Source organism: Thermomonas sp. S9 (assembly GCF_024704365.1).
Classification (GTDB): domain Bacteria; phylum Pseudomonadota; class Gammaproteobacteria; order Xanthomonadales; family Xanthomonadaceae; genus Thermomonas.
Genome location: NZ_JAJDFY010000001.1, coordinates 2,457,258 through 2,478,181 on the forward strand (window position 1 = coordinate 2,457,258; position 20,924 = coordinate 2,478,181).

The following is a 20,924-nucleotide window of genomic DNA, read 5'->3' on the forward strand; positions in this document are numbered from 1 at the left end:
GCCCGCACGCCGCCCCCGGTTTGCCGGACTGGTTTGCCGGCTTGGACGGCTTGCGGCAAGCTTGATTCTCGTTTCCCCGCCCTCCGGATTCTTCGTGCGCCCGATCCTGCGCCTGCTGCCGCTTCCGCTCTGCCTCGCCGCCGCGCTGTCCGCGCAGGCGGGCGAACGCCCGATGCCGCAGAACTGGGCGCTGTGCCCGGTGGGGGATGTGGTGCCGGCGTTCGCGGACTTCCCGCGTGCGCCGGAGGGGCTGCACATCGACCCGCTGGACAAGACCACCGCGCCGGACGCGGCGGACGGCAAGCACGCCCCGATCGACATCGAGGGCGACCACCTGGACGGTACCGATGCCAACCCGGTGTTCCAGGGCAACGTCACCATGCGCCGCGGCAACCAGTTCATGGGCGCCGACCAGCTCACCTTCGACAAGGCCGAAGGCCGCTACAAGGCCGAGGGCAGCGTGCGCTTCCAGGCCAACGGCCTGCGCCTGCGCGCGGCGCGTGCCGAAGGCGACCAGACCTCCGACACCCACACCATGCAGGACCTGCAGTACCAGCTGCTGTCGCGGCGCGGCAACGGCAAGGCCGACAGCCTGAGCCTGGCCGGCGAGGAGGGCAGCCTGCGCGGTGCCACCTACTCCACCTGCCCGCCGCAGGCGCGGCACTGGGAGCTGGACGCACGCCGGATCGACATCGACAACCAGACCGGCTGGGCCCGGGCCTACGGCGCCAGCCTGCATGTGGGCAAGGTGCCGGTGCTGTATTTCCCGTTCTTCATGTTCCCCACCGACGATCGCCGCCGCAGCGGGCTGCTGCTGCCGTCGATCTCCAATTCCAGCCGCAATGGCCTGGACTGGGCGCAACCGGTGTACCTGAACCTGGCGCCGAATTACGACGCCACCCTCACCCCGCGCATCATGACCTCACGCGGCGCGCTGCTGGGCGGGCAGTTCCGCTACCTGCAGGAAAGCGGGCGCGGCACGCTCAACGGCTGGTGGATGCCGCACGACCGCCTGCGCGACCGCGACCGCGGGAGCATCGACTTCAAGGGTGTACAGAACGTCTCCGAGCACTGGCAGGCGCGCGCCGATCTCGTCTGGATCAGCGACCCGCGCTATCTGGAAGACTTCAGCAGCAGCCTGGACGGACTTTCGCGCGCGACCACCTTCAGCAACCTCGGGCTGTATGGCCTCGGCCAGGGCTGGACCGCCGGGGTGACCGCCGACCACTGGCAGCTGGCCGACTACACCCTCACCCGCAGCGTGCTGCCCTACGACCGCCTGCCGCGCGCCTTCCTGTACTGGCAGCGCAGCGCGGGCATGGCACTGACCTACGGCGTGGATGCCGAGGCGGTGCGCTTCCAGCACCCGGTGTACGCTGCCGGCTCCCGCTTCGACGCCAAGCCCTGGATCAGCGCCCCACTGCAGGGCGATGCCTGGTTCCTGCGCCCCACCCTGGCCTGGCGCTACACCACCTATGTGCTGGATCCGGCGCTGGCGCAGAGCCTCGGCAGCGGCAAGACGCCCTCGCGCGCGCAGTCCATCTTCAGCCTCGATGGCGGGCTGTTCTTCGACCGCGAGATCCGGGTCAAGGGCCGCGACTACCTGCAGAGCATCGAGCCGCGCCTGTTCTACCTGAACGTGCCCTACGTGGACCAGTCCGGGATGCCGGTGTTCGACACCCAGCCGCTGACCTTCAGCTGGGAGCAGCTGTTCCGCGACAACCGCTATTCCGGCGGCGACCGCCAGGCCGACGCCAACCAGCTCACGCTGGCGGTCAGCACCCGCATGATCCGCCAGTCCGACGGCTTCGAACGGTTCTCCGCCAGCATCGGCCAGATCCGCTACTTCCGCGAATCACTGGTACGCCTGCCGGGCGAGCCGATCACCGAGAAGGGCAACTCCGCCTGGGTGGTGGACGCCAATTACGCGCCCACCGACCGTTGGACCATCGGCGCCTCCTATCAGCGCGACCCCAAGTTCAAGCGCACCGATCTGGCCAGCCTGCGCGCGCGCTACCTGTTCCCGGACGACGGGATCGTCAACATCAACTACCGCTACCGCCGCGCGCAGCTGGAGCAGGTGGACTTCTCCTTCCTGTACCCGATCAACCCCAGCTGGAGCGTGGTCGGCCGCGAGTACTACTCGCTGCGCGACCGCAAGACGCTGGAAGGCGTGGCCGGGGTGCAGTGGGACAGCTGTTGTGTCGCGGTTCGGCTTGTGGCCCGCCGCTACGTGCAGAATCGGGCCGGTCAGCTGGGCAACACCCTGATGTTCGAGATCGAGCTCAAAGGGCTGGGTTCGGCCGGCCAGGACATCCAGACCACCTTGCGCCGCTCCATCCTCGGCTACAATCGCGACGACCTTTATCTGGTGCCGCCGCAGACTGCCACGGGCCAGCCTTCCAAGCCCGCCCCCGCGAACGCCAATCCATGATGCCCAACTCCCGCCTGCGCGCCTCCCGATTCCTCGCTTCCCTGCTGCTGCCGGCCCTGCTGCTGGCCGGGCACGCGGGCGCACAGCAGGCCGCCGCGCCACTGCAGCCGGTGGAGCAGATCGCGGCGGTGGTCAACGACGACGTGATCCTGCGCAGCGAGCTGGAGCGTGCGATCGCCAACATCCGCGCCCAGTACAAGGGGCGCGAGGATCAGCTTCCGCCGGACAACGTGCTCGAACGCCAGGTACTGGAGCGCCTGATCCTGATGCGGTTGCAGCTGGCGCGCGCCGCCGATGCGGGCATCACCGCCACCGATTCGGACATCGAGCGCGCGGTGCAGGGCGTGGCCCAGCAGAACGGCCTGAGCGTGGACCAGCTGCGCGCGCGCATCGCCCAGGACGGCATGAGCTTCGCCGACTTCCGCAACAGCCTGCGCGACGAGATCGTGATCCAGAAACTGCGCCAGAGCTTCGCCCAGGGCCGCGTCAACGTCAGCGAGGCGGAGGTGGACGCGGCGATGGCCAGCGCCGCCGCAACCGCGACCCAGCAATACCACCTGGCGCATATCCTGGTGGCCACGCCGGAGGCCGCCAGCCCCGAGCAGATCGCCACCGCGCAGAAGAAGATCGAGGGCGTGAAGGCCCTGATCGACAAGGGCGAGATGAGCTTCTCCGCCGCCGCCGTGCGCTATTCCGACAGCCCCAATGCGCTGGAAGGCGGTGACCTCGGCTGGCGCAGCCTGAACGAGATTCCGCCGGCGTTTGCCGCCGCCATCCAGCAGATGCACGACGGCGAAATCCTCGGCCCGATCCGCGGCCCCAGCGGCTTCCAGCTGCTGCAGCTGGTGGGCACCCGCACCCAGGCGCCCGGCAGCGGCGACAAGGTCACCCAGTTCTCCGCGCGCCAGATCCTGGTCAAGGTGGACGACAAGACCAGCGATGCCGCGGCCCGGGCCAAGGCCGACGCCCTGGCCGCCAGGCTGGCCGGCGGCGCCGATTTCGCCAAGCTGGCCAGCGAAAACTCCGACGATGCCACCACCCGTCGCCGCGGCGGCGATCTCGGCTGGTTCACCGCCGATACCTACGGCACTGCCTTCGGCCTGCAGGTGGCCGCACTGGCGGACGGCCAGACCTCGGCTCCGTTCAAGACCGATGCCGGCTGGGTGATCGTGCAGCGCGTCGGCACCCGCGAGATCGCGGCCGGCGACGAGAACATGCGCGCCCAGGTGCGCGAGACCATCGGCCGCCGCAAGCTGGAGGACGAGTGGAACCGCTTCCTGCGCGAACTGCGCGGCGAGGCCTACGTGGACGTGCGCGACGCCCAGGGCCACTCCACCGCACCGGCACTGCCGGAAACGCCGAAGGAGCAGCGCAAGGCCAAGCCCACCCGCGAGATGCAGGATGCGGGCGCCGCCGGCACCTTCATGCCGGGCAGCGGCACGCCCTGAGGGCGCGATGCGCCCGCGGCTGGCCCTGATCCCCGGCGAACCGGCAGGCGTCGGCCCCGAACTCGTCGTGCGCGCCGCCCAGCGCGACTGGGACGCGGAGCTGGTCGCCTACGGCGACGCCGCCACCCTGCAGCGCGCCGCCGCTGCGCTCGGCCTGCCGCTGTACCTGCACCCCGCGGGCAGCCCGCCGGCGCAGGCGCGCAGCCTGGCGCTGGTGGACATCCCGCATCCGCGCGCCGCGCCCTGGGGACGACCGGACCCCGCCAATGCCCGCAGCGTGGTCGCCGCGCTCACCCGCGCCGCGCGGGACTGCCTGGCCGGCTCCCTGCACGGCATGGTCACCGGCCCGGTGCACAAGGCGGTGATCAACCAAAGCGGCCTCCCCTTCACCGGCACCACTGGCCTGCTGGCCGAACAGACCGGCTGCGAAGTGGTGATGATGCTGGCCAATCCGGCGATGCGGGTGGCCCTGCAAACCGTGCATCTGCCGCTGCGGGCGGTGCCCGACGCGATCACGCCGGAGGCGCTGGCGCGCACGCTGCGCATCGTCGAGGGCGCGCTGCGCACGCAGTTCGGGATTGCCGCGCCAGTGATCGCGGTGCTGGGCCTGAACCCGCACGCCGGCGAGGACGGCCACCTCGGCCGCGAAGAGCTGGACGTGATTGCACCCGCGCTGGAGGCGCTGCGCGGCGAAGGCCTGCGCCTGCTCGGCCCGCTGCCGGCCGATACCGCCTTCCTGCCGGAGAAACTGCACAACGTGGACGCGGTGCTGGCGATGTACCACGACCAGGGCCTGCCGGTGCTCAAGCACGCCGACTTCGCGCATGCGGTGAACATCACCTTGGGCCTGCCCTTCCCGCGGGTGGCGGTGGACCACGGCACCGCGCTCGACCTGGCCGGGCGCGGCCTCGCCGACCCGTCCAGCCTGTTCGCCGCGATCACCACCTGCGCGCGGCTGGCCATCGGCAGGCGCGCGTGATGGAAACGGTTTCCTTCGACGACTTTTTGAAGGTCGAGCTGCGCGTCGGGCGCGTGCTCTCCGCGGAACCGTTCGCGCAGGCGCGCAAGCCTGCCTACGTCCTGCATATCGACTTCGGGCCGGAGCTTGGTGTCCGCAAGTCCAGCGCACAGATCACCGCCCACTACCAGCCCGAGGCGCTGGTCGGCCGACTGGTCGTCGCCGTGGTGAACTTCCCGAAGAAACAGATCGGCCCGCTGATGTCCGAATGCCTGGTGACCGGCTTCCACGATGCCGATGGCGCGGTGGTACTGTGCGTGCCGGACAAGGACGTCCCGTTGGGAACACGCCTGCTATGACGACCGGCTTCACCGAACCGGCCAAGAAGCATCTCGGCCAGAACTTCCTGCACGAGAAAGGCGTGATCGCGAAGATCGTGCAGGCGATCGACCCGCAGCCGGGCGACGTGCTGGTGGAGATCGGACCCGGCCAGGGCGCACTGACCTTCCCGTTGCTGGAGCGCCACGGCGAGCTGACCGCGATCGAATTCGACCGCGACCTGCACGCGCCCCTGCAGGCTGCGGCGCGCGCGCACGGCACGCTGCACCTGATCGCAGGCGACGTGCTGGGCGTGGACTTCAGCGCGCTGGCCGCGCACGCCGGCGACGCCCGCGGGCAGATCCGGCTGGTCGGCAACCTGCCCTACAACCTGTCCTCGCCGATCCTGTTCCATGCGCTGGAGCACGCCGGCGCGATCCGTGACATGCACTTCATGCTGCAGAAGGAGGTGGTGGAGCGCATGGCCGCCGCGCCCGGCAGCAAGGTCTATGGCCGCCTGAGCGTGATGCTGCAGGCCTATTGCACCGTGACGCCGCTGTTCACGGTGCCGCCTGGCGCGTTCCGGCCGGCACCCAAGGTGGACTCGGCGGTGGTGCACCTGGTGCCGAAACCGGCCAGTGCGATCGCCGTGCGCGATCACGCTGCGTTTGCCGATGTCGTGCGCGCCGCGTTCGGCCAGCGCCGCAAGACCCTGCGCAACGCGCTGTCCGGCAGCGCGACACCGGAACAGATCACCGCCGCCGGGCTGCGACCCGACGCGCGCGCCGAGCAGATCGCCGTCGCCGGTTTCGTGCGGCTGGCCAATCTCGTCGCCGCCCGCGGCGGCTGAGCCCCACTATCCACGGTACGGCGGCCTGCGTCACCACGCCGGGCACACGGCCATTCAGATCAAGATGCCTCCGGCAGCCAGGCGGCCACCCAGTCCTCGATCGCGGCGCGCTGGCGGGCGCGCAACAGCGCCGGCGCGGCCGCGCGCAGGCGACCGAGATCGCACTGACGGATCGCCTGCCGCACCTCCAGCAGGGTTGCCGGGTGCAGGCTCAACTCGGTCAGCCCCAGCGCCAGCAGCAGCGGCACCAGCCGCGGATCGGCAACCATTTCGCCACAGACCGTGACCGGGCGGCCGCGGCGCTGGCCGATCCGGACCACGTCGCGCAGCACCCGCAGCACCGCCGGGTGCAGCGGGGTGTAGAGCTCGCCCAGTGCTTCGTGGGTGCGATCGGCCGCCAGCAGGTACTGCACCAGGTCGTTGGTGCCGATCGACAGGAAATCGCACTGCGCCACGAAAGACACCAGCGCCAGGGCCGCGGCCGGGACTTCGATCATCGCGCCCAGTGGCACCTGCGGTGCGGTCTCCAGCCCCTGCGCGCGCAGCTCGCGCAGGACTTCGTCCAGCATCCGCCGCACCGCGCGCAGTTCCTCGCCGCCGCTGATCATCGGTACCAGCACCCGCACCGGGCCATAGCCGGAGGCGCGCGCGATCGCGCGCAGCTGGGTGCGCAGCAGCTCCTGCCGCGCGAGCGATAGCCGCACTCCGCGCAGGCCCAGCGCCGGGTTGGGCTCGTCGCGCAGGGCCAGGCCGGTCTTGTCGGCCTTGTCGGCACCGAGGTCCAGGGTGCGGATGGTGACGGTGCGCCCGGTCATCGCCAGCACCGCATCGCGGTAGGCGCGGAACTGCGCCTCCTCGTCGGGCAGCACGCTGCTGCCCAGGAACAGGAACTCGGTGCGGTACAGGCCGACACCCGCGGCGCCCAGCGCATGCGCCTCGGTGACGTCGTCGCGCGATTCCGCGTTCGCCCACAGCTTGATGTCGATGCCGTCCAGGGTGCGGGTGGGCTCGCGCCGCAGGCGGTTGAGCTGGCGCCGCTCGCGGCGCGCCTCGGTCATCCGGCGGTGGTGGGCGCGCAGGTCGGCGGCGTCCGGCTCCAGCACCACCAGCCCGCTGCCGCCGTCGATCGCCAGCACGTCGCCGTCGTTGACCTTCTGCAGCGCCTGCGCGGCACCCACCACCAGCGGCAGGTGCAGGCTGCGCGCGAGGATCGCGCTGTGCGACAGCAGGCTGCCGCCGGCGGTGACCACCCCGACCACGCCCTGCGCCTGCAGCTGCGCCAGCTCCGCCGGCGCCACGTTGTCGGTCACCAGAATCTCGCCGGACACCCCCTGCAGCTCGGCGCGACCGCTGTGCAGGGCGGCGTGCAGGCGGCCGATCACCTGGTCGATATCGTCGATCCGGCTGCGCAGATAGGCATCGTCCATGCCCTCGAACACCGCGGCGATGCGGTCGCGCTGCAGGCGCAGCGCGTAGTCGGCCGAATACAGCCCGGTGCGGATCAGTTCGTCGATCCCCGACAGCAGCTCGGGATCGTCCAGCAGCAGCGCGTGCAGGTCGAGGAACTCGCCGATCTCGTGCGCCAGCGCGCCGTGCAGGCGCTCGCGCAGCTGGCGCATCTCCGCACGCACGCTGTCCACCGCGGCATGGAAGCGCGCCCGTTCGGCGTCCACCTCGGCGGCGGTGATGCGCGCCTCGTCGATGTCCAGCGCGTGCGGCAACCGCACGCGGGCCCGTCCAAGCGCGCTACCGCGGGCGGCGGCGATGCCGGACAGAACCTGGCGCATCAGCTGTCCTCGTCGAAGCGGCGCTCGAACAGCGCCGCCACCGCGTCGGCGGCGGCCTGCTCGTCCTCGCCGTCCACCCGCAGCACCACCTCCGAGCCCGGTCCGGCGGCCAGCAGCATCACGCCCATGATGCTCTTGGCGTTGACCTCGCGCCCGCGCGCCTCCAGCGTGGCCTGGCAGCGGAACGCGGACAGCAGCTGCACCAGCTTGGCGGTGGCGCGCGCATGCAGGCCGAGGCGGTTGCTGACCTTGAGTTCGCGCCGGATCATGCGCCGCCTCCGCGGGTGCCGCGCGGGTGGATGGGGTCAGATGTCATCAATGATGGCTCCGCTGCGGGCACCGGCGGCGGCCACCGCCGGCAGGTCGGCCAGTTCCAGCTCCGCGTAGTTCATCACCCGCAGCAGCATCGGCAGGCTGAGCGCGGACACCCGGCGTGCCGGCGTGCCCAGGCGCGCCAGGCGCGCCGCGAGGTTGGCGGGCGTGGCGCCGTACAGGTCGGTCAGGATCAGCACGCCCTCGCCGCCATCCACCCGGCGCATCGCCGCGCTGGCCTGCGGCAGCAGGGCCTCCGGTTCGCCGTCGAACGGCACCTCGAACGCCTCGCACGCCAGCGGCAGCCTGCCCAGCAGGCGCGCGGCCACCGCCAGCAGGGGCTGGCCGATGCCTTCATGGGTGACGAGGAGGATCCCGACGCTCATCCGCGCAACTTAGCAGACCGCGATGACGGCGGGGAAGCGCATCCGTCCGTGGCGACGCGTGATCGCAACGGGCCGCGTGTCAATCCAGCTCGCGGTGGTGGGTGGCGACCTCGCGCCAGCCATGCTCGCGACTGTGCCGGGCCAGGCGCTCGGCCAGGTACACCGAGCGGTGGCGGCCGCCGCTGCAGCCGAACGCCACGGTGACATAGCTGCGGGTATCGGTGCTGAGCCTGGGCAGCCAGGTGTCCAGGAACGTCTGCACCTGCGCGACGTAGGTCGCCACCTCCGGCTGCGCGTCGAGGTAATCGCGCACGGCCTCGTCGCGTCCGGACAGCGGGCGCAACCGTGCGTCCCAGTGCGGGTTCGGCAGCACCCGCGCATCGAACACGAAATCGGCATCGCCCGGTACCCCGTGGCGGTAGGCGAACGACTCGAACAGCAGCGCCAGCCCCGCGCTCTCCAGCCCGAATTCGGAGAGGATGCGGCGACGCATCTGGTGGACGTTGAGCTCGCTGGTGTCGATCAGGATGTCCGCGATCTGGCGCAGCGGGCGCAGCGCCTGGCGGTCCAGCGAGATCGCGTCCGCCAGCGGCAGCCCCAGATGGCTGAGCGGGTGCCGGCGGCGGGTGTCGGCATAGCGGCGCAAGATGACGTCGCTGCGCGCTTCGAGGAACAGCAGGCGCGGATTCACGCCCATCGCGCCCACCTGCGACAGGATGCCCGGCACCTCGGCCAGATCACCCAGGCTGCGCGCATCGATCACCACCGCCACCTTCTCCGGAGCAGAATCCCCGGCCCGCATGCGGCGCACGAACTCCGGCAGCAGTTCGGCAGGCAGGTTGTCCACGCAGTAGTAGCCGAGATCCTCCAGCGTATGCAGCGCCCCGGACTTGCCGGAGCCGGACATGCCGCTGACCACCACCAGCGCGGGAGCCACCGGTGTGCTCATGGGCTGGCGTGCTCGATGGAAGTGGCTGTGCCGGGCCATGAACGCCGCGGCCGGGTCGATGCCCTTGCTGCGCAGGATGTGCATGCGGGTGGCGGCCTCGGTAAGCACCGCCAGATTGCGGCCGGGCATCACCGGGATGGTGATCATCGGCACGTCCAGGTCGAGCACGCGGCGGCTGCCGAGGTCGCCGGTCAGGCGCTCCATGCCGCTGGGGTCGGGCTCCAGCGACGGCCGCGACAGGTGCACGATCATGCGCAGGTACTTGTTCCGCTTGACCGCGGTATCGCCGAACATCTGGCGGATGTTGAGCACGCCCAGCCCGCGCAGCTCCAGCATGTCCTGCAGCAGTTCCGGGCAGGTGCCGTCGAGCACGTCGGGGGGCGATCTGGGTGAACTCGGGCGCGTCGTCCGCCACCAGGCGGTGGCCGCGGGTGATGAGCTCCAGCGCCAGTTCGCTCTTGCCCGAGCCGGACTCCCCGGTGATAAGCACGCCGATCGAATAGATCTCCATGAACACGCCGTGCAGGGTCACGCGCGGCGCCAGCTTGCGCGCCAGCACGTACTGCAGGTGATTGAGCAGTTCGTGTCCCCGCCGCGGCGAGACCCACAGCGGGGTATCGGATTCCTCGGCCGCCAGCCGCAGATCCTCGGGACACGCCTGATTCTTGCTCAGGACCAGCGCCAGCGGCCGGAACCCGATGATTTTCTGGATGGTCTCCCAGCGCTGGCGGGCGTCCAGCCCGTCCAGCCATTCCAGCTCCTCGGTGCCGAGGATCTGCACCTTGTTGGGATAGATGGCATTGAGGTAGCCCGCCAGCGACGGCCGGCGGGCCACGGTCTGCACCGCCTCCAGTACCCGCTCGCCGCCGCGCTCGCGGCCGGCCACCCAGCGCAGGCCCAGACGCTCCTGCTGGAGCTCGAACAGCTCGGCGGCGGTGATGCGGGCGGTGGTCACGGCGGGCAGGTCAGCCGGCGAGGTCGCGCGGCAGACTTTCGCCGCGATGGTGATCGACCATCTTGTCCTTCTGCTTCAGCAGCAGGCGGTCGAGCTTGTCGGCCAGCAGGTCGATCGCCGCGTACATGTCGGCCGCGTTGGCATCGGCATGCAGGATCTTGCCGGGCAGGTTCACGGTGGCCTCGGCCCGGTGGTCGGGCTTCTCCAGCCCGAGCTGGACGCGGATCTGGCAGGGATGCTCGAAATGCCGCCCCAACCGCTCGAAGCGGGTCTCCACGTACTTGCTCAGGGCGGGGGTGACGTCCATTTGCTGGCCGTAGGTTTCGATCTGCATCTTGACCTCCTTCTGCACGATGGGCCGCGCGCGGGGGTGCTCGCGGCAAGGCGGCGGGCGTGGCCCCTGCGGCGGCGTGTTGCCGCCCGGCGAGCCCCCATCCGCGCCTCCGGCTCCCAACCTATCGGCCCGGTGGGCATCCGGCAAGGGCCACGCGCGATCACGTTGGCGGCGGTTCGTGCAGGCCGCGCCGGAGCAGCCTCACAGGCGGAAGTCGTCGCCCAGATACACCCGGCGCACGTCGGCGTTCTGCAGCACCGCTTCGGGCGTACCCTGCGCCAGCACCCCGCCGTCGGCCAGGATGTAGGCGCGGTCGCAGATGCCCAGCGTCTCGCGCACGTTGTGGTCGGTGATCAGCACGCCAATTCCGCGCGCCTTGAGGTGGCGCACGATGCGCTGGATCTCGTTGACCGAAATCGGATCGACGCCGGCGAACGGCTCGTCCAGCAGGATCATGCGCGGCTTGCCGGCGAGCGCACGCGCGATCTCCACCCGCCGCCGCTCGCCGCCGGACAGGCTGGCGCCCTGCTGCTCGGCCACGTGGCCGATCTGCAGCTCGTCCAGCAGCGCATCCAGCTCGTGCTCGCGGCCGTCCTCGTCGAGGTCGGGCCGCAGCTCCAGCACCAGCCGCAGGTTGTCGGCCACGCTCAGCTTGCGGAAGATCGAGGGCTCCTGCGGCAGGTAACCCAGGCCCAGCCGCGCACGCCGGTACATCGGCTCGCCGGTGATGTCGGCGCCGTCCAGCACGATCCGCCCGGCATCGGCCGAGACCAGGCCCACGATCATGTAGAAGCAGGTGGTCTTGCCGGCGCCGTTCGGGCCCAGCAGGCCGACCACCTCCCCGGGGTTGAGCGTCAGCCCGAAATCGCGCACCACCTCGCGCGACCGGTAGCGTTTGCGCAGTTCCTCGGCGACCAGCATCAGGGCGTGCCCTTGCCGGCGTCCGCCGGCGCGTCCTTGGGCAGGATGCGCATCTTGACCCGGCCGCCGTTGCCGCCGCTCTCCACCTGCCCGGTCTTGAGGTTGTAGACCACGCGCTGGCCGTTGAGGGTGCCGCGCTGCTGGCGGATCACCACGTTGCCGGTGAACACCATGACCTCGTTGCGCAGGTCGTAGTCGATGTTGTCGGAGGTGGCGTCGATGCGGTCGCCGTCATCCATTTCCTGCTGCAGACTGACCCCGCCGCTGAGCAGGGCGCGGCTGGGATTGCCGCCGGCCTGCTGGATCACCGCCTTTTCCGCCTTCACCCGCAGCGTGCCCTGCACCAGGGTGACGTTGCCGGTGAGGGTGCAGCTGGCGTTGTTGCCGGTGCCGCAGGTGCTGCGCGCGGACTCGATGTCCATCGGCTGGTTGCGGTCGGAGCTGCGCGCCGCCGCCGCGCCGCAGGCGACGGTCAGGGCCGCGGCCAGCAGGCCGGCCAGGAAGTCAGTGCTGCGGGACATAGCGGGTGCGAACCTGGGAAAGTAGCGAGACCTGCTGGCGGTCCAAATCCGCCTCCAGCCCCTTGCCCTGCATTGTAAGGCCGGGGCGGGTGATGGTGACATCGGCGCTGGTGCTGGCCAGATTGCGGTTCAGGTCCAGCGCCAGGCGGTCGGTTTCAATCCGGGTCGGCGGCGGTGCCTGCGGCGGGCTGGTCGCCAGCACCTCGTCGTGCAGCTCGATCCGGCTGCCGTCGGCCGGCACCCACCCGCGCCGGGCGCGCACGTCCCAGTAGCGCCCCTCGCGATCGGGCACCAGGAAGCGCGGGGTGGCCAGCGCCAGGGTACGGTCGGCGGGATTGCGTTGCAGCTCCGGGCCGAGCAGGGTGAACGCCTCCTTGCCCTGCCTGTCCAGCGAGACCACCTCGAAATCGCGCAGCACATAGTCCGGGCGCGCCAGCAGCACGCCGTCGTCGCCCGGATGCGCGCGCATCCAGATCGACCAGCCGCTGGCGATGGCGACTGCCAGCAGCACCAGGGTCAGCAGCCGGCGCAGCCTCACGGCGCGGGCTCCCGCGCCAGCAGCGCCTCCACCTTGCCCTGCGCCTGCAGCAGCAGGTCGCAGGCCTGGCGCACCGCGCCCTCGCCGCCGGCCAGCGGCGTGGTCCAGTGCACGTCCGCGCGCAACCACGGGTGCAGATTGGCCGGGGCGATGGCCAGGCCGACCGCGCGCAGCACCGGCAGGTCAGGCAGGTCGTCGCCCATGAACGCCACCTCCTCCAGGCCCAGGCCGCGTTCCGCGGCGATCCGGCGCAGGCAGCCGAGCTTGTCTTGCTCGCCCAGGTGCAGATGGCCGATGCCGAGCTCGCGTCCGCGCGCCAGGGTGGCCTCGCTGCGGCGCGCGCTGACCAGCGCGGTGGCGATCCCGGCGCGCCGCAGCAGGACCAGGCCGAGCCCGTCCTGCACGTGGAAGCGCTTGCTCTCGCCGCCGTGGGCGTCATAGTGCAGGCCACCGTCGGTCAGGGTGCCGTCCACGTCGAAGCCGATCAGGCGGATGCGCGCCGCCCGCGCCAGCAGTTCCGCCGAGTGGTCGAGGCCCATCATCACACCACCCGCGCGCGCAGCAGGTCGTGGATGTTCAGCGCGCCGACCAGGTGGCCGTCGCCATCGGTCACCAGCAGGCCCTGGATCTTGTGGGTTTCCATCAATTTGGCCGCCTCGGTTGCCAGCGCCTCGGGGCCGATGGTGCGCGGCGTGCGCGTCATCACCGCGTCGATGCGGGTGGCGCGCAGATCGATGCCGGGATCGTTCAGGCTGCGCCGCAGGTCGCCGTCGGTGTACAGGCCCAGCAGGCGGTCGTCGGCGTCCACCACCGCGGTCATGCCCAGCCGCTTGCGGCCCATCTCCAGCACCGCCTCGCTCAGGCTGGCGTCCGGCGGCACCCGCGGCACCGCCTCGCCCACGTGCATCACGTCGGAAATATGCAGCAGCAGGCGGCGCCCGAGCGCGCCGGCCGGGTGCGAGCGCGCGAAATCGTCGGCGGTGAAGCCGCGCGCCTCCAGCAGCGCCACCGCCAGTGCATCGCCCAGCGCCAGCGCGGCGGTGGTGCTGGAGGTCGGCGCCAGCTGCAGCGGGCAGGCCTCGACCGGCACGCCCACGTCGAGGTGAATGTCGGCCTCGCGCGCCAGGCTGGAGCCGGCGCGGCCGGTCATCGCGATGATGGAGTTGCCCTGCCGGCGCAGGGCCGGCAGCAGCAGCAGGATCTCGTCGCTCTCGCCCGAGTACGACAGCGCCAGCAGCACGTCGGCATCGGTCACCATGCCAAGATCGCCGTGCGCCGCCTCGCCCGGGTGCATGAAGAACGCCGGGGTGCCGGTGGAGGCCAGGGTCGCCGCGATCTTGCGCGCCACGTGCCCGGACTTGCCCATCCCGGTACACACCACCCGTCCGCGGCAGGCCAGCATGGCCTGGCAGGCGGCCTCGAATTCGCTGCCGATGCGGGCGGCCACCGCACCCAGCGCCTCGGCCTCGATGGCCAGCACGCGCCGGCCGCTGGCGGCGAACTGGAAGCTGTCCGGGCGATCGGTCATGGCGGGGAACTCGGCGCGATTCCGCTAAACTGGGCCGTTCAGTTTACGCGAGTTCCCCCTGCCCCCACATGAACGCCGAACGCATCCGCCAATTGATCGAAACCGGCCTGCCCGGCGCCCGCGTCGAGGTGCGTGGCGACGACGGCGTGCATTTCGAAGCCACCGTGGTCTGCGCCGCGTTCGCCGGCAAGCTGCCGCTGGCGCGCCACCGGATGGTGTACGCCACCCTGGGCGAGCGCATGGGCGGCGAAATCCACGCCCTGCAGCTGAAGACCCTGACCCCCGACGAGGCGGCCGCCTGATGCAGAAGATCGTGGTCGAAGGCGGCCCCCGCCTGGCGGGCGAAGTCCGCATCTCCGGCGCCAAGAACGCAGTGCTGCCAATCCTGTGCGCCACCCTGCTGGCCGACGCGCCGGTGCGGATCACCAACGTGCCGCGCCTGCACGATGTGCTCACCACCGCCAAGCTGCTGGCCGGGCTGGGCGCAGGCGTCGTCCACGAGGGCGATGCGATGACGGTGGATCCGCGCAGCGTCAACCGCCACGTGGCGCCGTACGAGCTGGTCAAGACCATGCGCGCCTCGGTGCTGGTGCTGGGGCCACTGCTGGCACGCTTCGGCGATGCCGAGGTGTCGCTGCCGGGCGGCTGCGCGATCGGCTCGCGCCCGGTGGACCTGCACATCAAGGGCCTGCAGGCGCTGGGCGCCGAGATCGTGGTGGAGCACGGCTTCATCAAGGCGCGCAGCGCCGGCCGCCTGAAGGGCGCGCGCCACGTGTTCGAACTGGTCAGCGTGGGCGCCACCGAGAACGTGCTGATGGCGGCCGCGCTGGCCGAGGGCACCACGGTGCTGGAAAACGCGGCGATGGAGCCGGAGATCGTGGACCTGGCCGACTGCCTGAACGCGATGGGCGCGCGCATCCGCGGGCACGGCACGCCGCGGATCGAGGTCGAGGGCGTGGCGCGCCTGCACGGCGGCGAGCACGCGGTGATCGCCGACCGCATCGAGACCGGCACCTTCCTGGTCGCCGCCGCCATGACCGGCGGCCGCATCACCGCCACCCACACGCGCCCGGACACGCTGGACGCCGTGCTCGGCAAGCTGCGCCAGGCCGGCGCGGAGATCGCCTGCGAGGGCGACCGCATCCACCTCGACATGCACGGCCAACGCCCGCGCGCGGTGGACATCACCACCGCGCCGCACCCGGCGTTTCCCACCGACATGCAGGCGCAGTTCATGGCGCTGGACTGCGTGGCCGAGGGTGTGGGCGTGGTGACCGAGACGATCTTCGAAAACCGCTTCATGCACGTCAACGAGCTGCTGCGCCTGGGCGCGGACATCCGGGTGGACGGGCATACCGCGGTGGTGCGCGGTGTGCCGCAACTCAGCGGCGCGCCAGTGATGGCCACCGACCTGCGCGCCTCGGCATCGCTGATCCTGGCCGGACTGGTGGCCGAGGGCGAGACCACCATCGACCGCATCTACCACCTCGACCGCGGCTACGAGAACATCGAGGCCAAGCTGTCCGCGCTGGGCGCGCGCATCCGCCGGGTGGACTGAAGGCCCGCCGGCCGCGCGCCTGCCTCAGCGCGGGCGCGGCCTGGCCGGGCGCGGCTTCGGCGCCGGTGCCGGCACGTCGCGGCCCGGTACCTGCACCACCCGCAGTTCGTCGGTATCCAGCTGCAGCGCGGTGAGCTTGCCGCTCCAGACCGCGCCGGTGTCGATCGCGTGCACGCCGTTGCCGATGAACAGCCCCAGCGTGCTCCAGTGCCCGCACACGATCTTGAGGTCGCGCGCGGCATGCCCCGGCACGCAGAACCACGGGTACAGGCCCGGCAGCTGGCTGCCCGGCGGGCCCTTCTGGTCGAACGCGATCCGCCCGCGCGGGCTGCAGTAGCGCATGCGGGTGAAGATGTTGATGATCGCGCGGTCGCGGTCGTTGCCCTTCAGGTGCGGCCCCCAGTCCGGGCCGTCGCCGTACATGTTGCGCAGCAGCCGCGGGTAGTGCTCGCCGCGCAGGCGCGCCTCCACCTCGCGCGCGTGCTTCTCGGCCATCTGGGTGGTCCACTTCGGGGCCAGCCCGGCATGCACCATCATCCAGCCCAGGCCGCGGTCCACGTGGCACAGTTCGCGCCCGCGCAGCCAGGCCAGCAGCTCAGGGGCGTCCGGCGCGGACAGCACGCCCTGCAGGTCGGGATTGACCCGGCGCTGCTCCTCGGGGGTGCGCTCGGACACCGCCAGCAGCGACAGGTCGTGATTGCCCAGCACCACCTCGCAGTGGTCGCGCAGCGAGTGCACCAGGCGCAGGGTCTCCACCGACTGCCCGCCGCGGTTCACCAGGTCGCCGCAGAACCACAGGCGGTCCACCGCCGGGTCGAAACGCAGCTTCTCCAGCAGGCGCTGGGTGACGTCGTAGCAACCCTGGAGGTCGCCGATTGCCCAGACGGCCATGCGTGCGGCCTCAGTGCAGGGTGCGCGGGACGGACAGCGTGAACGCCGGGATCGGCGCCGCGAAGCGGGTGCCATCATCCGCCAGCATGTCGTAGCTGCCGCGCATGGTGCCGATGTCGGTCTCCAGCACCGCGCCGGAGGTGTACTCGAAGCCCTCGCCGGGGCGTAGCCACGGCTGCTCGCCCACCACGCCCTCGCCCGTCACCTCGCGCACCTTGCCGTTACCGTCGGTGATCAGCCAGTGGCGCCCCAGCAACCGCGCCGGCACCTTGCCCTGGTTGCGGATGTGGATGGTGTAGGCGAACACGTAGCGCCCTTCCTCCGGGGCCGACTGGTCGTCCAGGAAGCGGGCGTCCACATCGATGTCGAACTGGTAATCGTTGCTGCTCATCGGCACATTCTAGCCGCGGCCGCCTGCACGCGGGGCGCGCGCGGCGGGCGCGCAGCCGCGCCGCATGCGCAGGACGCGGGCGCAGGGTGGGCAAGCCGGGGGGCCGCGGGCGATAATCCGCCGCACGTGTCTCGCCCGACCCGGCCCGCGCCCATCGCCGCGCGCCCGGTCCTCCCCTCCGCCCGGAATCCCGCATGGCCGAAGCCGTCCGCCACGACAAGACCGCGCGCCAGCTGCGCCTGCTCAGCGATGCGCTGGACAGCGGCCGCCTCGGGCCGGTGCGGCGGCTGGTCAACACGCTGTCGCCGGCGGAAATCGGCAACCTGCTGGAATCGCTGCCGCCGGGCAAGCGCTCGGTGGTGTGGGGGCTGGTGGACCCGGAGGATGACGGCGAGGTGCTGGTCCACGTCGGCGAAGAAGTCCGCGAGTCGCTGATCGCCGACATGGACGAGGACGAACTGGTGGCCGCAGCCTCCGACCTCGACATCGACGACCTCGCCGACCTGGTGGAAGACCTGCCGGACACGGTGATCGAGGAAGTCCTGAAGTCGATGGACCGCGAGAACCGCGAGCGCCTGGAACAGGTGCTGTCCTACGAGGAGGACACCGCCGGGCGCCTGATGAACCCGGACGTGGTGACCGTGCGCGCCGACACCACGGTGGACGTGGTGCTGCGCTACCTGCGCCTGCGCGGCGAGCTGCCCGACCACACCGACCACCTGTACGTGGTGAACCGCCGCCACCACCTGATCGGCTGGGTGGCGCTGCAGGACCTGGTGACCCACGATCCCGGCACCCCGATCAACCGCCTGATCGACGACGATCTCACCGCGATCCACGTCAACGAACCGGCCGACGCGGTGGCACGCAAGTTCTCCGACCACGACTGGATCTCCGCGCCGGTGGTGGACGAAAGCAACGTGCTGCTGGGCCGCATCACCATCGACGACGTGGTGGACATCATCCGCGAGCAGGCCGAGCACCAGGCGCTGTCCGCCGCCGGCCTGGACGAGGACGAGGACCTGTTCAGCCCGGTCTGGCGCGCCACCCGCCGGCGCATGCTGTGAGCTGGGCATCAACCTCGCCACCGCGTTCCTGGCCGCCAGCGTGGTGGGCCAGTTCGAGAACACCATCCATGTCCTCACCGCGCTCGCGGTGCTGATGCCGATCGTGGCCGGCATGGGCGGCAACGCCGGCACCCAGGTGCTGGCGCTGATGGTGCGCGGCATCGCGCTGGGCCAGGTGGGCGCCTCCAACATCCGCACCCTGCTGTGGAAGGAATCGCGGGTGGCGCTGCTCAACGGCCTCGGCCTCGGCCTGGTGCTGGCCCTGGTGGTGCTGCTGTGGTTCCACGACATCGGCCTGTCGCTGGTGATCGCCATCGCCCTCACCTGCAACCTGCTGTTCGCCGCCCTCGCCGGCGTGCTGGTGCCGGTGACCCTCAAGCGCATGGGCTACGACCCCGCGCTGGCCAGCAGCATCTTCCTCACCACCGTCACCGACGTGATGGGCTTCTTCACCTTCCTCGGTCTGGCCACACTGCTGCTGCTGCGCTGAAGGCAGCGCGCCGGATGCCAGCAGGCATGTCAGACCCCGGTGGCTGGCGTTGCGCTGGCCCATGCGCTGGCCAGGGCACCGCTATGGCCCAGGGCACCGCGTTTGATAGCGTTCGTTGCGGCGGACATCTGGTCTCTCCAGCGGCTTGGAACGGTGTGGTAAGCACCAAGTCTACCGAAGGCCAGGTGTCCACCCCTCTCAGGGGCTACTGAAGGGGCGGACTGTCGGGGAAATACTCAACGCAAACGATCCAGGGTTCCGCGCCGGCCTGTCAACCGAGCAGGGCCTCCAGCGCCGCCATGCGCACGGCGACGCCGTTGGCGACCTGGGCGAGGACGCGCGACTGCGGGCCGTCGGCGACGGCGTCGGTGATTTCCACGCCGCGGTTCATCGGGCCGGGGTGCATGACGATGGCGTCCGGCGCGGCGCGGCGCAGGCGGGCTTCGGTCAGGCCGTAGGCGCGGTGGTAGTCGTCCAGCGAGACGACGAGGCCTTCGGCCATGCGTTCGCGCTGCAGGCGCAGCATCATCACCGCGTCCACGCCGTCCAGCGCGGCGTCGAGGTCGTGGCGATGGCGCAGCCGGCCAGGGTGTCGTCGTCCGGCAGCAGGGCCGCCGGGCCGCATATGCGGATCTCGCCGCAGCCGAGGGCGCGCAGGGCGTGCAGGTCGCTGCGCGCGACCCGCGAGTGCCTCACGTCGCCGACGATCACCACTTTCAACTTGGAGAAATCCTCGCCCTTGGCCTGGCGCAGGGTGAGCATGTCCAGCAGGCCCTGGGTGGGATGGTGGCTGCGGCCGTCGCCGGCGTTGAGCACGGCCACCCCTGGCTGCGCCGCCTCGGCCAGCGCCGCCACCGCGCCGTCGGTCTTGTGGCGCACCACGAAGCCGCGCACGCCCATCGCCTGGATGGTGCGGAAGGTATCGAGGTCGGTCTCGCCCTTGGTAGTGGACGCGGTGGAGGCGTCGAAATTGAGCACGTGCGCGCCCAGCCGCTGCGCGGCGAGCTGGAAGCTGAGGCGGGTGCGGGTGGAGGGCTCGAAGAACAGCGTGCACACCGCCGCCCCGGCCAGCGCGGCGGGCGCCTGCGCGCCCTCGGCGAACATCTGCGCGCGGCGCAGCAGGGTGTCGATGCGCGCGGCCGGCAGGCGGGCGAGGTCGAGCAGGTGGCGGGGGCGGTCGGCGGCGGGCGAATGCATGCGGGCGCGTGGTCGGGGCTGCGGGGAGACGGAAAAATCAGGAAAGCGGGCGGGCATCGCGCGGGGCAGCCAGCCAGCGCTCGACGATCACCGCCGCGGCCACCGCGTCCAGCACCTCGGCATCGCGCCGCTTGCGGCGGCCATCGGCGCGGGCGGCGGCGAACCGGCGCGCGGCCTCCTGCGAGCTGTTGCGTTCATCGACCATCACCACCGGCAGCCCGCTGCGGCGCTGCAGCTCCTGCGCGAAGGCGCGCGCGGCCTTGCGGATCGGCTGGTCGCCGCCGTCCAGGGTCATCGGATCGCCGACCACCAGGCCGTCCGGGCGCCACTGCCGCAGCAGGCGTTCGGCCTGCGCCCAGTCCGGGCCGGCGGCATGCACGTCGATCACCGCGACCGCGCTGGCGTTACCGGTGAGGGCGTTGCCCACCGCCACGCCGATCCGGCGCATGCCGACGTCGAACCCCAGCACGGTGCCGTCGGCGCGGATGGCGGGCGCGGCGGTGGGCGGCGTGCTCATGCGTGCCCGCTGTGGCTGGCGTGGTTCAGCAGGTCGATGCCGATGCCGCCCGCGGCGGCCTGCCAGCGCTGCGCCAGCGGCAGCTGGAACAGCACGTCGGCGCGGTTGGGTGCCAGCAGCCAGCTGTCGTCCAGCAATTCCTGCTCCAGCTGGCCGGCACCCCAGCCGGCGCAGCCCAGGGCCAGCAGCGCCTGCGGCGGGCCTTCGCCGCGCGCCATCGCCTCCAGCACGTCGCGCGAGGTGGTCAGGTACAGGCCATCGCCCACCGCCAGGCTGGAATCGTAGGGCTGCCCGCCGTCGTGCAGGACGAAGCCACGCTCCGGGTGCACCGGGCCGCCGGCCAGCACCGCCTGCGCCTGCAGCGCGGAATCCTCGCTGGCGATGCCCATCTGCCGCAGCACCTCGCCCACGGTGTATTCGGAGGCGCGATTCACGACGATGCCCATCGCCCCGTCGGCATCGTGCTGGCAGATCAGGGTGACGCTGCGCTCGAAGTAGCGGTCGCGCAGCGAGGGCAGCGCGATCAGCAGGTGGTTGCCGAAGTTCTGGCGGGGCGGTTCCATGCGCGCATTCT

At 71.3% G+C, this 20,924-nt stretch carries 23 protein-coding genes and 2 pseudogenes; 8 read left to right on the forward strand and 17 right to left on the reverse strand.

The genetic code is table 11. The features are described 5' to 3' along the window. Nucleotides 1–94 precede the first annotated feature (94 nt). From lptD to rsmA, 5 genes are read left to right on the forward strand one after another with little or no spacing between them, the layout of a single operon-like run. Entirely contained in the window at nucleotides 95–2,434 is a 2,340-nt protein-coding gene (lptD, locus tag LJB71_RS12350; protein WP_259304415.1) for an LPS assembly protein LptD, read from the forward strand. Continuing rightward, nucleotides 2,434–3,882: a peptidylprolyl isomerase gene (locus tag LJB71_RS12355; protein ID WP_259304416.1), complete on the forward strand. Its 1,449-nt coding sequence runs from the start codon at nucleotides 2,434–2,436 to the stop codon at nucleotides 3,880–3,882. Before lptD ends, LJB71_RS12355 begins: the two co-directional genes overlap by 1 nt. A 7-nt stretch (nucleotides 3,883–3,889) precedes the next feature. Next, complete coding sequence (pdxA, locus tag LJB71_RS12360; protein ID WP_259304417.1) at nucleotides 3,890–4,861, forward strand: 4-hydroxythreonine-4-phosphate dehydrogenase PdxA; 972 nt, start codon at nucleotides 3,890–3,892, stop codon at nucleotides 4,859–4,861. Further along, nucleotides 4,861–5,199 carry a tRNA-binding protein gene (locus LJB71_RS12365; protein WP_259304418.1) on the forward strand — a complete coding sequence of 113 codons (339 nt, stop codon included), beginning with the start codon at nucleotides 4,861–4,863 and terminating at the stop codon, nucleotides 5,197–5,199. Before pdxA ends, LJB71_RS12365 begins: the two co-directional genes overlap by 1 nt. Continuing rightward, nucleotides 5,196–6,008, forward strand: coding sequence for a 16S rRNA (adenine(1518)-N(6)/adenine(1519)-N(6))-dimethyltransferase RsmA (gene rsmA / locus LJB71_RS12370; protein WP_259304419.1), 813 nt, complete (start codon nucleotides 5,196–5,198; stop codon nucleotides 6,006–6,008). Before LJB71_RS12365 ends, rsmA begins: the two co-directional genes overlap by 4 nt. 59 nt (nucleotides 6,009–6,067) lie before the next feature. Here rsmA and ptsP read toward each other — a convergent pair whose 3' ends face one another. The 11 genes and pseudogenes from ptsP to LJB71_RS12425 form a co-directional block, all read right to left on the reverse strand. Next, nucleotides 6,068–7,795, reverse strand: coding sequence for a phosphoenolpyruvate--protein phosphotransferase (gene ptsP / locus LJB71_RS12375; protein WP_259304420.1), 1,728 nt, complete (start codon nucleotides 7,793–7,795; stop codon nucleotides 6,068–6,070). Next, the gene (locus tag LJB71_RS12380) at nucleotides 7,795–8,064 is read right to left on the reverse strand and encodes an HPr family phosphocarrier protein (protein WP_259304421.1); all 270 of its coding nucleotides are present in this window, start codon (nucleotides 8,062–8,064) and stop codon (nucleotides 7,795–7,797) included. Before LJB71_RS12380 ends, ptsP begins: the two co-directional genes overlap by 1 nt. 36 nt (nucleotides 8,065–8,100) lie before the next feature. After that, a complete protein-coding gene (locus LJB71_RS12385) occupies nucleotides 8,101–8,493 on the reverse strand; it encodes a PTS sugar transporter subunit IIA (protein ID WP_259304422.1) in 393 nt (130 codons plus the stop codon). A 79-nt stretch (nucleotides 8,494–8,572) separates the two neighbouring features. Further along, nucleotides 8,573–9,442: an RNase adapter RapZ gene (gene rapZ / locus LJB71_RS12390; RefSeq protein WP_259304820.1), complete on the reverse strand. Its 870-nt coding sequence runs from the start codon at nucleotides 9,440–9,442 to the stop codon at nucleotides 8,573–8,575. Nucleotides 9,443–9,463: 21 nt separating this feature from the next. Next, a pseudogene (hprK, locus tag LJB71_RS12395) lies at nucleotides 9,464–10,397 on the reverse strand (HPr(Ser) kinase/phosphatase); the annotation flags it as partial. A gap of 10 nt (nucleotides 10,398–10,407) precedes the next feature. Beyond that, nucleotides 10,408–10,731: a ribosome-associated translation inhibitor RaiA gene (gene raiA, locus LJB71_RS12400; RefSeq protein WP_259304423.1), complete on the reverse strand. Its 324-nt coding sequence runs from the start codon at nucleotides 10,729–10,731 to the stop codon at nucleotides 10,408–10,410. 201 nt (nucleotides 10,732–10,932) lie between these two features. After that, nucleotides 10,933–11,652, reverse strand: coding sequence for an LPS export ABC transporter ATP-binding protein (lptB, locus tag LJB71_RS12405; protein WP_259304424.1), 720 nt, complete (start codon nucleotides 11,650–11,652; stop codon nucleotides 10,933–10,935). Further along, nucleotides 11,652–12,173, reverse strand: a complete 522-nt coding sequence (gene lptA, locus LJB71_RS12410; protein ID WP_259304425.1) for a lipopolysaccharide transport periplasmic protein LptA — start codon at nucleotides 12,171–12,173, stop codon at nucleotides 11,652–11,654. The genes lptB and lptA overlap by 1 nt, the downstream gene beginning before the upstream one ends. Further along, nucleotides 12,157–12,711: an LPS export ABC transporter periplasmic protein LptC gene (gene lptC, locus LJB71_RS12415; protein WP_259304426.1), complete on the reverse strand. Its 555-nt coding sequence runs from the start codon at nucleotides 12,709–12,711 to the stop codon at nucleotides 12,157–12,159. The genes lptA and lptC overlap by 17 nt, the downstream gene beginning before the upstream one ends. Then, the gene (locus LJB71_RS12420; protein WP_259304427.1) at nucleotides 12,708–13,250 is read right to left on the reverse strand and encodes a phenylphosphate carboxylase subunit delta; all 543 of its coding nucleotides are present in this window, start codon (nucleotides 13,248–13,250) and stop codon (nucleotides 12,708–12,710) included. Before LJB71_RS12420 ends, lptC begins: the two co-directional genes overlap by 4 nt. Nucleotides 13,251–13,252: 2 nt before the next feature. Next, complete coding sequence (locus tag LJB71_RS12425) at nucleotides 13,253–14,239, reverse strand: KpsF/GutQ family sugar-phosphate isomerase (protein WP_259304428.1); 987 nt, start codon at nucleotides 14,237–14,239, stop codon at nucleotides 13,253–13,255. A gap of 68 nt (nucleotides 14,240–14,307) precedes the next feature. Here LJB71_RS12425 and LJB71_RS12430 point away from each other — a divergent pair, with 68 nt between their 5' ends. After that, nucleotides 14,308–14,541 carry a BolA family protein gene (locus LJB71_RS12430; protein ID WP_259304429.1) on the forward strand — a complete coding sequence of 78 codons (234 nt, stop codon included), beginning with the start codon at nucleotides 14,308–14,310 and terminating at the stop codon, nucleotides 14,539–14,541. Continuing rightward, nucleotides 14,541–15,797: a UDP-N-acetylglucosamine 1-carboxyvinyltransferase gene (murA, locus tag LJB71_RS12435; protein WP_259304430.1), complete on the forward strand. Its 1,257-nt coding sequence runs from the start codon at nucleotides 14,541–14,543 to the stop codon at nucleotides 15,795–15,797. The genes LJB71_RS12430 and murA overlap by 1 nt, the downstream gene beginning before the upstream one ends. A gap of 24 nt (nucleotides 15,798–15,821) precedes the next feature. Here the strand turns inward: murA and LJB71_RS12440 are convergent, their stop codons facing one another. Together LJB71_RS12440 and apaG are read right to left on the reverse strand one after the other, a co-directional pair. Continuing rightward, nucleotides 15,822–16,688, reverse strand: coding sequence for a symmetrical bis(5'-nucleosyl)-tetraphosphatase (locus LJB71_RS12440; RefSeq protein ID WP_259304431.1), 867 nt, complete (start codon nucleotides 16,686–16,688; stop codon nucleotides 15,822–15,824). Nucleotides 16,689–16,698: 10 nt separating this feature from the next. Next, nucleotides 16,699–17,079: a Co2+/Mg2+ efflux protein ApaG gene (gene apaG, locus LJB71_RS12445; protein WP_259304432.1), complete on the reverse strand. Its 381-nt coding sequence runs from the start codon at nucleotides 17,077–17,079 to the stop codon at nucleotides 16,699–16,701. Between the two features lie 194 nt (nucleotides 17,080–17,273). Between apaG and mgtE the strand changes: the two are divergent. Further along, nucleotides 17,274–18,636 (forward strand): annotated as a pseudogene (gene mgtE, locus LJB71_RS12450) (magnesium transporter). A gap of 271 nt (nucleotides 18,637–18,907) precedes the next feature. On the opposite strand, the gene LJB71_RS14610 reads toward mgtE, so the two are convergent. From LJB71_RS14610 to LJB71_RS12465, 4 genes are read right to left on the reverse strand one after another with little or no spacing between them, the layout of a single operon-like run. Then, entirely contained in the window at nucleotides 18,908–19,177 is a 270-nt protein-coding gene (locus LJB71_RS14610) for a hypothetical protein (protein ID WP_310649421.1), read from the reverse strand. Continuing rightward, nucleotides 19,165–19,833 carry a hypothetical protein gene (locus LJB71_RS12455; protein ID WP_310649422.1) on the reverse strand — a complete coding sequence of 223 codons (669 nt, stop codon included), beginning with the start codon at nucleotides 19,831–19,833 and terminating at the stop codon, nucleotides 19,165–19,167. Before LJB71_RS12455 ends, LJB71_RS14610 begins: the two co-directional genes overlap by 13 nt. 37 nt (nucleotides 19,834–19,870) lie before the next feature. Continuing rightward, entirely contained in the window at nucleotides 19,871–20,350 is a 480-nt protein-coding gene (gene ruvX, locus LJB71_RS12460; protein ID WP_259304433.1) for a Holliday junction resolvase RuvX, read from the reverse strand. Further along, nucleotides 20,347–20,913 carry a YqgE/AlgH family protein gene (locus LJB71_RS12465; protein ID WP_259304434.1) on the reverse strand — a complete coding sequence of 189 codons (567 nt, stop codon included), beginning with the start codon at nucleotides 20,911–20,913 and terminating at the stop codon, nucleotides 20,347–20,349. Before LJB71_RS12465 ends, ruvX begins: the two co-directional genes overlap by 4 nt. Nucleotides 20,914–20,924 lie beyond the last annotated feature (11 nt).